The organism is Microbacterium sp. NPDC078814, assembly GCF_040702645.1.
In the GTDB taxonomy this organism is placed as follows: domain Bacteria; phylum Actinomycetota; class Actinomycetes; order Actinomycetales; family Microbacteriaceae; genus Microbacterium.
Genome location: NZ_JBFBLT010000003.1, coordinates 59,159 through 72,722 on the forward strand (window position 1 = coordinate 59,159; position 13,564 = coordinate 72,722).

Here is a 13,564-nt window from a genome sequence, read left to right on the forward strand (position 1 = left end):
CGCCGGGAGGTCTCAGGAGGCGAGCGACGCCCCGGGGATCGCGGCGAGCAGCTCCCGGGTGTACGGATGCTGCGGCGTGTCGAAGATGCTCTCCGGGGTGCCGCTCTCGACCACGACGCCGCGCTGCATCACGTGCACCTCGTCGGAGATCATGCGCACGACGGCCAGGTCGTGGCTGATGAAGAGGTAGCTGAGCCCGAGGCGCTTCTGCAGGTCGGCGAGGAGGTCGAGGATCTGCGCCTGCACCAGCACGTCGAGCGCGGAGACCGCCTCGTCCAGCACGACGAGCTCGGGCTCCAGGGCCAGGGCGCGGGCGATCGCGACGCGCTGCCGCTGTCCGCCGGAGAGCTCGTGCGGCAGCCGCTCGGCCATGGCCGCGGGCAGGGCGACCTGCTCCAGGAGCTCCAGGACGCGGGCGTGCCGGGAAGCGGCGGTGCCGATCCGGTGCACGCGCAGCGGCTCGGCGATCGACTGCTCCACGGTGTACCGGGGGTCGAGCGAGGCGTACGGGTTCTGGAAGACGGGCTGCACGCGGCGGCGCAGCGCGAACAGTTCCTTGCGGCGGAGGGTCGTGAGATCGGTGCCGTCGAAGAGGATGGCCCCGGAGGTCGCGTCCTCCAGTCCCAGCACCATGTTCGCCGTGGTGGACTTGCCCGAGCCCGACTCTCCCACGATGGACACGGTCGTGCCGCGGCGGATCGAGAAGCTCACGCCGTCGACCGCCGTGAAGGTCTGCGGCTCCCCGGCCTTCGCGTTCCGGAGCGGGAACTCCTTGCGCAGGTCCCGGATCTCGACGAAGGGCACGGCGTCGACGGCGACCTCGCGCGCAGGCAGGGCGTCGCGGCGGGACGCGAGGCTCGGCGCGGCCGCGAGCAGCTGCCGGGTGTACTCGTGCTGCGGGTTGCCGAGGACGTCCGCCGACGTGCCCTCCTCCACGACACGGCCACGGAACATCACGACGATGCGGTCGGCGCGCTCGGCGGCGAGGGCGAGGTCGTGGGTGATGAGGAACACCGCGGTGCCCAGCTCGTCGGTCAGCTGGTCGAGCTGGTCGAGGATCCGCCGCTGCACGGTGACGTCGAGCGCCGAGGTGGGCTCGTCGGCGATGAGCAGCCGCGGCTTGCAGGCGAGCCCCATCGCGATGAGCACACGCTGCCGCATGCCCCCGGAGAACTCGTGCGGGTACTGGGTCGCCCGGCGGGCGGCATCGGGGATCCCGACCATCTCCAGCAGCTCGACCACACGGGCCTTCGTCGCGTCGCCGCTCGTGTACCCGTGGACCTCGAGCGCCTCCCCGATCTGCTCACCCACGCGCAGGAGGGGGTTGAGATTCGACATCGGATCCTGCGGCACGAGGCCGATGCCGGCCCCGCGGAGCGACACCATCGCGTTCTCGGGGAGGTCGGTGAGCTCGCGGCCGTCGAAGCGGATGCTGCCCGCCGTGATGACGCCGTTCTCCGGCAGCAGGCGGTTGACCGCGGCCGCCGTGGTGGACTTCCCGGAGCCGGACTCGCCGACCACGGCGACCGTCTCCCCGGCGGCGATGTCGATCGAGATGTCGCTGATGGCGGTGACCAGCTCGGAGCCGGTCCGGAAGGCGACCGCGAGGCCGTCGATGCTCAGCACGGGCGGAGTGGTGCTCATGGGGTACTCGTTCCTTCGGGGTCCAGGAGTGCGGGCAGCGCTGCGCGCCACAGGGTCTCGGTGGGGGCGATCTCGTCGGCGAACAGCCGGTTCGCGAGGAGGACGACGGCGGTTCCGGTGGCGGGGACCACGCCCAGCGCGCATCCGGTGTAGCCGGGATGCCAGAGCACCCGGGTCGGGCGCCCGTCCGCCGTCACGGTGTCGCTGCGCCAGCCGAGGGCCTGCCCGGGGTCGGGGCCGTCGCGGAACAGCTCGGCCACGAGCGCCGGATCCCACAGCTCGGGGTGCGACTCGGGGGCGGCGAGCGCGACGCCGAGGGTCAGCAGCTCGTCGACCGTGCCGAACAGGCCGGCGTGCCCGGAGACGCCGTGCAGGGCGTGGAAGCAGTTGCCGTCGTTGGCGACCCCGGTGATCTCCCCCTCACGCCAGGGGAAGTGCCGGCGAGAGGTGAGGATCGGGTAGGGCGTGCCGGTGGCGACCATGCGTCGCTCGGCGGCATCCCCGTTGCCCGCGGATGACGCGACCCGACCGGAGACGGGCCCGTAGCCCGTGCGCGTGAGACCGAGGGGCCCGGTCACGAGCTCGCGCACGGCGGCGTCGAGGGGGAGGCCGGTCGCGGCGGCGATGATCCGTCCGAGGATCAGGAAACCCAGGTCGGAATAGTGCCGTCCTTCGTCCACGCCGTAGCGGAGCGGGAGAGTGTCGGCGGCGGCCGCGCCGTCGTTCGTACCGTCGAGGTAGAGCGGCTGCCACTCCCAGAGCCCCGCCCGGTGCAGGAGCAGGTGCCGCACGGTCGTCCCGGGGGCGCAGGCGGTTCCGGGGACGAAGCGGTCCACCGGATCGTCGAACCGGAGGTCGCCCCGGGAGACCAGCCGGAGGATCGCGGTGGTGGTGGCGGCGACCTTGGTGACCGAGGCGAGGTCGAACGCCGTGTCCGTCGTGACCGGCGTCCCCGCGAGATCGGCGAGGCCGCCGGCGGCCGTGTCCCGGCCCATGCGGGTGGCGACACCGGCGACGGCTCCGCGCGGCGCGGTCGGCCCGGCGAGGACTGCGGCGATCGCCTCGGCGGCGCTCATACGAGAGCTCCGGTCCGGGAGCGGTCGAGCAGCACCTCGGCATCGGGGGCGATCCCGGTGATCCCCAGTCCCGCCGCCGCGGCGAGGGTGAGCCGCCCCGCGTCGGCGGTCAGCCCTCCGGTCACCGGCGACCGGCGCAACCACGATGCCGCGTCGAGGTCGTGCACGACGTCCGGAGCGACCGCGGCGGCGAGGTGCGCCGCGGCGGCCACCCCGACGTGCGACTCCATCATGCAGCCGATGATGACGCCGAGTCCGGCGGAGCGGGCGGCCTGCACGCACGCGAGCGCCTCGCGGAGCCCGCCGGTCTTGGCGAGCTTGACGTTCACGAGCCCGGCGGCTCCGCGCACGGCGATGTCCCGGACGTCCCGCGCGGTGCGGACCGACTCGTCCGCCATGATCGGCGTGTCGACGGCGGCGGTCACCACGGCCAGCGCATCGAGGTCGCGCGCGGCGACGGGCTGCTCGACGAGTTCGAGTCCGAGACCGGCGTCCTCCGCCGCCCGGATGACGCGGATCGCGGTCTCGGCGTCCCACGCCTGGTTCGCGTCCACGCGCAGGGTGATGTCGGCACCGACGGCGGAGCGGACGGCCACGAGCCCCGCGACCGCATCGTGTTCGCGGGACGCCTTGATCTTGAGGCAGCGGAATCCCGCCGCCGCATGCTCGACCGCGGTCGCGGCCAGTGCGGCCGGCTCCGCCACCGACAGCGTCATGTCGGTACGGATGCGCGCGGGCGCGTCTGCGTGCGGGGCGAGCGTCTGCGCGAGCGGCTCGTCCCGGTGCTGCGCGGCGAGGTCGGCGACCCCGCAGGCCACCGCACTGCGGGCAGCGGCGTTGCCCCAGGCCGCCGCGGCGAGGGCGTCCGGCAGCCCGGGGTCGTCGACGGAGCGCCCGAGCACGGCGTCGGCGAAGGGACCGGCGACCACGGCCGTCACGCTCTCCGGGCTCTCCCCCGTGACGCGCCAGCTCGTCGCGGCCTCCCCGTATCCGCGGCGACCGTCGGCGTCGGTCACCTCCACGAGCACGACATCGAGGTGGTCCGTGCGACGGACGGCCGTGACGAAGGGACGCGCCAGGGGCGAAGGCACCCGCAGCACGCGCATCCGCTCGACGACGGTCACGATCCCGCCGCCTCCGTGAGGGCGAGGGAGTCGATGGCCGCCACCGGCTCTGGCATCTGCAGCGGACCGGCGCCGGGCGTGATCGTGCCGAGGATGCGCGGCTCGCGCGCCCCGGTCCCGCCGGGGACGATGGCGGGGACGCCGTGCAGGGTCGACCAGCCGATGAGCGCGAGGAGGATAGCCTCCTTGCTGTCGGCGGGGGCGCCGAGCTCGTCGGCCAGGACGACCTCGGTCTGCGGCAGCGCAGTCCGCAGCCCGTCCAGGATCAGCGGGTTGCGGCAGCCGCCGCCGGACACCGCGAGGAAGCCGATCCCGGCGGCCTCGACGTCGCGGGCGACCGTGCGGACCGTGAGCTCGGTGAGCGTGCGCACGACGTCGGCGACCGCGATCTCACGTCCCTGCGCCGCGAGGTGCTCCTGCACGTAGGCGAGGTGGAAGTGCTCCTTGCCCGTGCTCTTCGGCGGGGTGAGGGCGTAGTAGGGGTCTGCGAGCATGGCGTCCAGCAGCGCCTGGTCGATCCGTCCGGTCCGGGCGATCGCCGCATCGTCGTCATAGCCGAGCGGGTTGAGGTCGTGCGCGACGATGACCGCGTCGACCAGGGCGTTCGCGGGGCCAATGTCGTAGGCGACGAGGCCGTCCGGGCGGACGACGGTCATGTTGGAAATGCCGCCGAGGTTGAGCGCCGCCGAGACGCCGGCGCGGCCACGGAGCAGCAGCTCGTCGAGGAACGACACGAGCGGAGCGCCGTGGCCGCCCGCCGTGATGTCGCGGATGCGGATGTCGGAGACGACGGGCACACCGACCTTCTCGGCGATCCAGGCGGGCTGCCCGATCTGGAGGGTGCCGAGGGCGTGGGCGCCGTCGACCCAGTGGTAAACGGTCTGGCCGTGCGAGCACACCGCGTCGACGCCGCCGACCTCCGTCGCGATATCGGCCGCGACATCGGCGAACGCCTGCCCGATGAGGGTGTCGAGCTCGGCCACCTCGGCCAGGGTGGTCTGCGCCGGAGGGAGCGCGGCGATGAGGCGTGCCCGCAGCGCGGGATCGTAGGGGACGCTCGTGGACGCGAGCACCGTGCCCCGAAGGTCGACGCCGTGCGCCGTGAATCCCCCGTTGGTGGCGAAGTCGACGACGGCGGCGTCGATCCCGTCGTGCGAGGTGCCGGAGATCAGTCCCAGGACGCGCATCAGTTCTCCTCCAGTGCGGTGCGCAGACGGCCGTCGGCCGCCGCGAGTCGGTCGGTGGCCGCGGCGAGGTCCTCCCCGCGGCGGATCATGATCGTGGCGAGCTTCACATCCCACCCTGCGCTCTCCAGCGCGGCGGCCGCCGTGTCGCGATCGACGTCGGCGATCGTCCGCACCATGCGGATCGCGCGCTCGCGGAGCTTGTGGTTCGTGGCCTTCACGTCGACCATCAGGTTGCCGTAGGCCTTGCCGTTCCGGACCATCGCGATGGTCGAGAACATGTTCAGGACGAGCTTCTGCGCCGTGCCGGACTTGAGGCGCGTGGAGCCGGCGAGCACCTCGGGGCCGACCTCGACCTCGATGCCGTGCTCGGCGACCGCGCTCAGCGCGGTGCCGGTGTTGCAGGACAGGCCCACGCTGAGCGCCCCGCGCTCCCGCGCCCGTCGGACGGCGGCGACCACGTACGGCGTGCGGCCGCTGGAGGCGATGCCGATCACGGTGTCGAGCGGGCCGATGTCCGCGGCGTCGATGGCCGCGGCACCCGCCTCCGCGTCGTCCTCCGCGCCTTCGACGGGGTTCACGATCGCGCCGGGACCGCCGGCCATGATCGCGAACACCAGCTCCGGCGGGGTGCTGAACGTGGGCGGGCACTCGGAGGCGTCGAGCACGCCGATGCGTCCGGGGGTGCCTGCGCCGACGTAGACCAGACGTCCGCCCTGCGCCATGCGCGCGGCCGTCTGCTCGATCGCCGGGACGATCTGCGGGAGGGCGCGCTGCACGGCCGCGGGCACGGTGGCGTCGGCCTCGTTCATGGTCTGCGCGAGCTCGGCCACGCTCATCTGATCGAGGCGGGCGTACCGGGGGTCGCTCGCCTCGGTGGCGAGGGCGCCGAGGTCTTCCGCGATCATCGCTTGCCCCGGTTCCGCGGGTCGAGGCTGTCGCGCAGCCCGTCGCCCAGCAGGTTCAGGCCGACGACGAGGAGCACGACGACCACGCCGGGGGCGATCATCGTCCACGGGGCGATGGTCACGAGGGTCCGCGCCTCGAAGATCATGGAGCCGAGCGAGGGCGCGGGCGGCGGAGTCCCGAGTCCGAGGAAGCTCAGCGACGCCTCCGTGAGCACCGCCCACGAGAGGGAGAGCGTGACCTGCACGATGATGATCGAGGTGATGTTCGGCAGGACGTGGCGGAACATGGTCGCCATGCGGCTCTGCCCCGTGCTCTTGGCCGCCTTGACGTACTCCACCTCGCGCAGCGACAGCACGGGGCCGCGGGTCACGCGGATGAAGATCGGCACGTAGACGATCGCGATGGCCACGGCGATCGTGAACCAGTTGCGGTCGAACACCGAGGCGAGCGACAGGGCGAGCAGCAGCGGCGGGAACGCGAACAGCACGTTGGTGACCGCCGTGATCGCCCCGTCGGAGAAGCCGCGGTAGAAACCGGCGATGAGTCCGCAGACCGTGCCGACCACGGTCGCGAACGCCACGGCGACCACGGAAATGAGCGCCGAGTTGGCGACACCGGCTGCCACCCGCGAGAACACGTCGCGGCCGAACTGGTCGGTGCCGAACCAGTGCACCGCGGACGGCGGCTGCAGCCGGGACGGCGGGTCCTGCGCGAGCGGGTCGAACGGCAGCAGGCCGAACGCCGAGACGAGGCTCAGCACCGCGAGCAGGACGACGATGATGAGGCCGGCGAGACCGCTGCGGCTGCGCAGCAGGAGACGCACGCGCTCCATGGTGCGCCCGCCGCCGGGAGCGAGGGCCGGGGTCTGAGAGATGTCGGTCATGCGGCACGCACCCGGGGATCGATGACCCGGTAGAGCAGGTCGGTGAGCAGGTTGACGATGACGAAGGCGAGCGCGATCACCAGGACGGTGCTCTGCACGAGCGCGTACTCCTTCTGCTGGATGCCGAGCAGCACCTGGCGGCCGATGCCGGGGAGCGAGAAGATCTGCTCCACCACGACCGCGCCGCCCAGCAGGTAGCCGAACTGCAGGCCGGTCATGGTGACGATGGGGACCAGCGCGTTGCCCAGCACATGGCGCACCTGGAGGCGGCGGGGCGGCACGCCCTTGGCTTTCGCGGTGCGGATGAAGTCGTTGGCACGGATCTCGAGGACCGCGGTGCGCGTGGTGCGCATGATCGGCGCGGCGATGCCGAAGCCGAGCACGATCGACGGCAGGAGCATCTGCTGGAGGTTCAGAGCGGGGTCGTCGAAGAGCCGCGCGTAGCCCTGGCCGTTCGGGTTGAAGCCGAGGGACTGCGCGAGGATCGCCAGCAGCGCCGTGCCGAGCAGGAACGCGGGGATCGAGAGGCCGGCGAGGCCGACGACCTGACCGACGCCGTCACGGAGCGAGTCGGGCTTCGAGGCGGACAGCATGCCGAGCGGGATGCCGATGGCGAGCGCGATGACGATCGAGAAGATCGCGAGCTCGAAGGTGACCGGCAGCGCGGCGGCGGTGAGCTCGAGCACGCTGGTCTGCGCCCGGGAGGAGAAGCCGAGGTTGCCGGTGAAGATGTTGCCGAGCCAGGAGAAGAACTGCACGACGAGCGGCTGGTCGAGACCGTAGTACGCCTCGAGCGCGGCACGCTGCGCCGGAGTGAGCGCGGCCGCCTCGGTGCCGAGGCCGGAGCTGATCTGGTCGCCGGGGATGGCGCGCAGCATCAGGAAGACGAAGACGGCGACGCCGAAGAGGGTGCCGAGGGCTGCGAGGATGCGTCGCAGCACGCTGTTGCGGAGGAGCTGTCTGAACATGCGCGTGGGAGAGGTGCCTGTCGTCGGGGAGCCGAGGGGGCGCGGACGTCCGCGCCCCCTCGTTCCACTACTGGATGGAGGTGGTCCGCAGGTACTGCAGCGAGCCGTTCGCCATCGGGGTGAAGCCGTCGACGGTCGAGGCCGTCGCGGTGTAGGTGTAGCTGGTGAACAGCCAGATCCAGGCGGCGTTGTCCTCGAGGTTCTCGGAGACCTGCGCGTAGATGTCCTTGCGCTTCTCCGGGTCGGCCGTCTCGCGTCCCTCGGCGAAGAGCGCGTCGAGCTCGGGCGAGGAGTACCCCGCGACCTGGTTCAGGTTGCCGGTGCTGGTGAAGTAACGGCCGTACATGCCGTCCGGGTCCGGGCGTCCGCCGTTGAGGGCGACCGCGGCGTCGAAGTCGGCCGCGATCCAGCGGTCCACGAACGCGCCGGACTCGAGCACCTCGAGGTCGAGCGTGATGTTCGCGTCGGCGAGCTGCGCCTTGAGGTTCTGCGCCTCGTTGACGGAGGTGGCGTACTCGCCCTGGGACACGATCGTCTTGACGGTGACGCCGTCCTCCTTGCCGGCCTTCTTCAGGTACTCGGCCGCCTTGTCGAGGTCACGCTCGGGGCACGGGCGCGCGTCGGGGTCGGACTTGAACGCGGGAGAGGTGATCGGACCGGTGACCTCGCCCTCGCCGAGCGCGGCGGTGTCGAGCACCTCCTGACGGTCGATCGCGCACTGCATCGCGAGCCGCACGTTCACGTCGGCGAGGTCGCCGCGCTGCGCGTTCAGCTGCAGGGCGTGGTAGCTGAGCTGCGGGGTGGTGGCGACCTCGACGTTCGCGCCCTCGGCCGTCTGCGCGACGAGCGGGTCGTCGAACACGGCCAGCTGCACGTTGCCGGACTGCATCGCCGAGACGATGGACGACTCGTCGGGGATCACGCGGAACTCGACGGTGTCGAGCAGCGCGGTGTCGCCCCAGTAGTCCTCGTTCTTGGCGAGGGTGAGCGACTGGCTCGCCTTCCGGTCCTCCAGCACGAACGGGCCGGTGCCGTTCGGGGTGGTGTTGAGCGCCTCCTCGGTGTCGTCCGACGAGAGCATCGCCATGTTGATGACGGCGAGGTTCGCGGGCAGCGCGGCATCGGGGGCACTGAGGGTGAGGGTGACGGTGCTCTCGTCGGTGGCCTCGACGGCGGCGACCGAGGCGAGGGAGCTCGCGGCCACGGCAGCGGTCGCCTCATCGGCGATCGCGTCCAGCGAGTACTTCACGTCGGCGGAGTCGAAGGCGCTGCCGTCCGCGAACGTGACGCCCTCGCGGAGGTGGAGGGTGACCGTGAGGCCGTCCTCGGAGACGTCCCAGGACTCGGCGAGACCGGGGACGACGTTGAGCTCCTCGTCGAACTCGGTCAGCGTGCCGTACAGGTTCTGCAGGACGTTGACCGCCTGGAACTGGGTGGCCTTCCACGGGAAGAGGGTGTCGGGATCGCTCGTGACGCCGATGACCAGGTCGCCGCCGGCGGATCCGGATCCGGTGTCGGACGGGTTCGACGCCGGTGCGGAACACCCGGTGATGACGAGCGCCGCGGCGAGGCCCGTGGCGGTGAGGGCGCCGAGAGACGCCCACCGTGCTGTGCTCATTGCTGTTTCCTCCTGGCTGGGACCGCGTCGCCCTGGCTCGGATCAGGCGGTGCTGCCTGATGCCCCGCGAACATCGTCGGTCTGGGTAAGTACCAAAAGTACACGAAAGCATCTACGCATGTAACAGAAGTTCCTCTAGTGTTATGAACACCGATCGGAGACCCCATGCCCCACGATGCCGCTCGCGACGACGCCGGCACCCATCTCGTGCTCGTGCGGATGCGCGCCCTGCGCCCAGAACTCCGTCCGAGCGAGCAGCGCATCGCCGACCTGTTCCTCGCCGACCCCGCCGGAACCGCCGGGCTCTCCGTCGCCGAGCTCGCGCACCGCTGCGACACCTCGACCACGTCCGTCGTGCGGTTCTGCAAGCGTCTCGGGTACGAGCATGTGCGCGAGCTGCGCAACCACGTGCTGCGGGAGGTCGAACGCGAGACCTTCGACACCGCCGCGCTCCCCGCCGTGTCCGGCGACATCGACCGCAACGACACCCTCGCCGACATCGTCGCGAAGGTGTCGCTCGCCGAGACGCTCTCCCTCGCCGACACCGCCAAGGTGCTCGACACCGACGCGCTCCGCGCCACGGTCGAGGCGATCACCTCCTCCACCCGGGTGGACATCTTCGGCGTGGGGGCGAGCTCCATCGTCGGGCTCGACCTCCAGCGCAAGCTCACCCGGATCGGGCGGACGGCGTTGGAGTGGTCCGACCCGCACGCCGCCTGGACCTCGGCCGCCACCCTCGGGCCGGGGAACGTCGCGATCGCCGTCTCGCACACGGGCGCCACGACCGACACCATCGAGTTCCTCCTGCTCGCCCGGCAGGCGGGCGCGACGACCATCGCCATCACCAACCATGCCGGCTCCCCGCTCGCCGGTCAGGCCGACATCGTGCTGACCACCGCCGCGCGCGAGACGGGCTTCCGCTCCGGGGCCCTGGGCAGCCGGATCGCCCAGCTCATGGTCGTCGACTGCATCTTCATCGGGGTCGCGCAGTCCAACTACGATCGCTCGATGGAGGCCCTCCGCGACACCTTCGCCGCCGTGCATCACGTGCGCGCGGGCGGTGCCTGAGATGAGCGCGAGCCGACTCCGCGTCGGGCTGTTCACGGCGTTCGGCGGCCTCGGCGTGACCGCGGCGTTCGTCCCGGCCGTCCTTCCGTCCGCAGAGCACGCGACGGATGCCGACCTGAGTGCCGCCGTGCCCGTCCTCTTCGCGGGACTCCTCGTGGGCGTGCTGCTGTCGGGCCCGCTCCTGGTGCGCCGACCGCCCCGGACGACGCTCGTGCTGGGCAGCCTCCTCCAGGCGGCCGCCATCGTCGGTGTCGCCCTCGCGACGGATCCGGGCGTCTTCATCGCGGCCGCCGCGCTCGCGGGGCTCGGGTTCGGTCTCGTCGAGGCCGCGGGCTCCGTGGCAGCCAAGGCCGCCAGCACGGGGAGCGCGACCGGGGTGCTGAGCGCCCTGATGGGCACGGTCGCCGTGTGCGCCGCCGTCACACCGCTCGTGGTCGCGCTCGGGGCCGGCGCCCGTCCGGCCCTGGCGCTGCTCGCGACCGTACCCCTGGCGACCGTCGCGGTGCTCGCCGGCGCCAGCACTCTCGCCCGTGCGACCGAGGCCCCGGCGCGACGGGACGCACGCTCCCTGCTCGTCCTCCTCCCCTTCGCGCTGGCTCTGCCGCTCTACGTCGGCGTGGAGACCGTCCTGTCGGGCTGGTCGGCCGTGATCCCGGAGCGGGCGCTCGCGATCGAGCCCGCCACCGCCGCCCTCGGCACCTCCGCCTTCTGGGCGCTGATGGCCGTCGGCCGCTTCGGCGCCGCCGCTCTCCGGCGCGCGGCGGTTCCGCCGCTCGCGCTGCTGGCGACCGCCACTGGTGCTGCCGCCCTCCTCCTGGTGCTCGCCGGGGTGCTCCTCGGCGAGCAGCCGGTCGCGGCGCTGCTCATCCTGGCCGTCGTGGTGGTCCTGCTGGCCCCGAGCTACGGCCTCATCCTCGGACTCGCGCTCGACCGACTCGATCCGGCCCGCAGCGCCGCCGTCACCGGGGCGCTCGTGGCCTGCGGCGCGGTCGGCGGCACGTTCGTGCCCACGCTCGTCCTGCTGATCGGACGCGACCCGGCGTCGGGCGTCACGTTCCTCGTGTCCGCCGTCCTGTGCGCGGTCATCCCCGTGCTGATGCTCGTGGCGTCGCGCTCCGGGCGCGCCGTCCCGGCGCTGCGGTGACTCACTCTTCCTCCCCCATCGAGCCTGCACGCGACCTCTTCACAGATGCCGGAATTCCGACCGGCGCCCGCACGGCGACCACGTATCGTCGAAGCCACACCCGCACTGAGGAAGGGAGCACCGTGTCCGCGGACACCCTCACGATCATCGTCAGCGCGATCGGCGTCGTGCTCACCCTCGGCGCGAGCCTGTTCGCGGCAGGGGCGTGGATGATCCGTCGCATCGACGAGCGTCTCGGCACCGTCGACCACCGGCTCTCCACACGCATCGACTCCGTCGAAGAGAAGCTCACCACACGCATCGACACCGTCGAAGAGAAGCTCACCGCACGCATCGACACCGTCGAAGAGAAGCTCACCGCACGCATCGATGCGGTGGCGGCGGACGTCACGGATCTGAAGATCGCCGTCGCCCGGCTCGAAGGGCCCCCGCGACACCTGCTCGTGTCAGGGGGCTGACACTCCCGTCAGCGCAGGACGAGGGCGGCGGCGCCGATCAGCGGCCCCTCGTCGCCCAGGCCCGAGCGGACGACGCGGGTGCGACGGGAGTACTCGTGCACGGCGCTGGCGGTGAGAGCCTGCTGGACGAGGTCGATGTAGTCCGCCGACACCCGCGAGAAGCCGCCGCCGATGGCGACGACGTCGAGGTCGACGAGGGTGGCGGCATCGGCCAGTGCCTCCCCGACGGCGCGGGCCGAGCGCTCGATCGCCGCGCGGGCGACGGCGACACCGGCCGCGGCGTCCCGGGCCAGGTCCTCCCCGGTCGCGCCGGACCAGCCCTGCTCCCGCGCCCAGGCGGCACTGGCAGGTCCGGAGGCGATCTCCTCAAGAGTGAGCCCGCCCTCGCGGCGCACCTGCCCGAGGTGCCCGGCGTTGCCGCTCGCCCCGGGCACATACGCACCGCCCACGACGAAACCGCCGCCGACGCCGGTGGACACGACGATCGACAGGGAGGCTCCCGCCTGCTGCGTCGCCCCCAGCCACGACTCCGCGAGCGCGAGCGCGCCGCCGTCGTGACCCAGGACCGCCGGGACGTCCCGTCCGAGTGCGGTCGAGGCCGCACGGGCGACCGCATCGACGAGGCCGAACCCCCGCGCGAGGGGCATGTTCACCGGCAGGATCTCCCCGCGGGTCCGATCCACGGGACCCGCGCTGCCGATCCCGGCGCCGACGAGCTCCGCATCGGCTGGCAGGGCCGCGAGCGCATGCCGCACGATCGCGTCGACCGCCGCCGTCAACGACGCGGACGTCGCCTCGCGGCCGGTGGGCTGCCGGCTGCGGCTGCCGGGGACGAGCGTGCCGTCGTCGGCGACGAGGGCGGCCTCCATCTTCGTGCCGCCCACGTCGACGGCCAGCGCATAGCGGGTCACTGCGGGTCGAGTCCGAGGTCGTCGAGGTCGAAGGCCGCGCGCCACTCCAGGCCCTCGGCCTCGATGGCGGCCTGCGCGCCGGTCTTGCGGTCGACGATGACCGCGACCGCGACGACCTCCGCACCTTCCTTGCGCAGCGCCTCGACCGCCTTGAGCGCGGACTGCCCGGTGGTCGAGGTGTCCTCCAGCACGACCACGCGCTTGCCCTTCACGTCGGCGCCCTCGATCTGGCGACCGCGGCCGTGGTCCTTCGGCTCCTTCCGCACGACGAACGCGTCGAGCGGACGGTCGGTGCCGACCGAGGCATGCAGGACGGCGTTCGCGATCGGGTCGGCGCCGAGCGTCAGACCGCCGACGGCGACGACGTCGAGATCGGCGATCAGGTCGAGCATGATGCGGCCGATGGCCGGAGCGGCGCGGTGGTCGAGGGTGAGCTTGCGCATGTCGACGTAGTACGTCGCCTTCTTGCCGCTGGAGAGGGTGAAATCGCCGTGGAACACCGCCTCGTCCGTGATGAGGGCGAGGAGGGTCTGGCGGTCTGCGTCGAGTGCGGTCACGGCATCCAGTGTAGGAGGCA

At 72.3% G+C, this 13,564-nt stretch carries 13 protein-coding genes; 3 read left to right on the plus strand and 10 right to left on the minus strand.

Annotated features, from left to right (window positions below; all coding sequences use genetic code 11):
- Window positions 1-12: 12 nt before the first annotated feature.
- From AB0300_RS06490 to AB0300_RS06525, 8 genes are all read right to left on the minus strand, one after another.
- A complete protein-coding gene (locus AB0300_RS06490; RefSeq protein WP_366215691.1) occupies window positions 13-1,644 on the minus strand; it encodes an ABC transporter ATP-binding protein in 1,632 nt (543 codons plus the stop codon).
- Entirely contained in the window at window positions 1,641-2,720 is a 1,080-nt protein-coding gene (locus AB0300_RS06495) for a serine hydrolase domain-containing protein (RefSeq protein WP_366215692.1), read from the minus strand. The genes AB0300_RS06490 and AB0300_RS06495 overlap by 4 nt, the downstream gene beginning before the upstream one ends.
- Window positions 2,717-3,844 carry an enolase C-terminal domain-like protein gene (locus AB0300_RS06500; protein WP_366215693.1) on the minus strand — a complete coding sequence of 376 codons (1,128 nt, stop codon included), beginning with the start codon at window positions 3,842-3,844 and terminating at the stop codon, window positions 2,717-2,719. Before AB0300_RS06500 ends, AB0300_RS06495 begins: the two co-directional genes overlap by 4 nt.
- On the minus strand, window positions 3,841-5,031 hold the full coding sequence (locus AB0300_RS06505) for an anhydro-N-acetylmuramic acid kinase (RefSeq protein ID WP_085605634.1): 1,191 nt from the start codon (window positions 5,029-5,031) through the stop codon (window positions 3,841-3,843). The genes AB0300_RS06500 and AB0300_RS06505 overlap by 4 nt, the downstream gene beginning before the upstream one ends.
- Window positions 5,031-5,936: an N-acetylmuramic acid 6-phosphate etherase gene (gene murQ, locus AB0300_RS06510; RefSeq protein WP_085605635.1), complete on the minus strand. Its 906-nt coding sequence runs from the start codon at window positions 5,934-5,936 to the stop codon at window positions 5,031-5,033. The genes AB0300_RS06505 and murQ overlap by 1 nt, the downstream gene beginning before the upstream one ends.
- A complete protein-coding gene (locus AB0300_RS06515; RefSeq protein WP_085605636.1) occupies window positions 5,933-6,820 on the minus strand; it encodes an ABC transporter permease in 888 nt (295 codons plus the stop codon). The genes murQ and AB0300_RS06515 overlap by 4 nt, the downstream gene beginning before the upstream one ends.
- Complete coding sequence (locus AB0300_RS06520) at window positions 6,817-7,788, minus strand: ABC transporter permease (protein WP_085605638.1); 972 nt, start codon at window positions 7,786-7,788, stop codon at window positions 6,817-6,819. Before AB0300_RS06520 ends, AB0300_RS06515 begins: the two co-directional genes overlap by 4 nt.
- Before the next feature lie 67 nt (window positions 7,789-7,855).
- Window positions 7,856-9,406 (minus strand): ABC transporter substrate-binding protein, encoded by a 1,551-nt coding sequence (locus tag AB0300_RS06525; protein ID WP_025104907.1) that lies wholly within the window; start codon window positions 9,404-9,406, stop codon window positions 7,856-7,858.
- Between the two features lie 165 nt (window positions 9,407-9,571).
- Between AB0300_RS06525 and AB0300_RS06530 the strand changes: the two genes are divergently transcribed.
- From AB0300_RS06530 to AB0300_RS06540, 3 genes are all read left to right on the plus strand, one after another.
- Window positions 9,572-10,474, plus strand: coding sequence for a MurR/RpiR family transcriptional regulator (locus AB0300_RS06530; protein ID WP_085605640.1), 903 nt, complete (start codon window positions 9,572-9,574; stop codon window positions 10,472-10,474).
- Window position 10,475: 1 nt separating this feature from the next.
- Window positions 10,476-11,618 (plus strand): MFS transporter, encoded by a 1,143-nt coding sequence (locus AB0300_RS06535; RefSeq protein ID WP_366215694.1) that lies wholly within the window; start codon window positions 10,476-10,478, stop codon window positions 11,616-11,618.
- Between the two features lie 122 nt (window positions 11,619-11,740).
- A complete protein-coding gene (locus AB0300_RS06540) occupies window positions 11,741-12,076 on the plus strand; it encodes a hypothetical protein (protein ID WP_366215695.1) in 336 nt (111 codons plus the stop codon).
- A gap of 8 nt (window positions 12,077-12,084) precedes the next feature.
- Here the strand turns inward: AB0300_RS06540 and AB0300_RS06545 are convergent, their stop codons facing one another.
- Both AB0300_RS06545 and pyrE read right to left on the minus strand, forming a co-directional pair.
- Window positions 12,085-12,987: an ROK family protein gene (locus tag AB0300_RS06545; RefSeq protein WP_062637188.1), complete on the minus strand. Its 903-nt coding sequence runs from the start codon at window positions 12,985-12,987 to the stop codon at window positions 12,085-12,087.
- Window positions 12,984-13,544, minus strand: a complete 561-nt coding sequence (pyrE, locus tag AB0300_RS06550; protein ID WP_025104912.1) for an orotate phosphoribosyltransferase — start codon at window positions 13,542-13,544, stop codon at window positions 12,984-12,986. Before pyrE ends, AB0300_RS06545 begins: the two co-directional genes overlap by 4 nt.
- Between the last annotated feature and the right edge of the window lie 20 nt (window positions 13,545-13,564).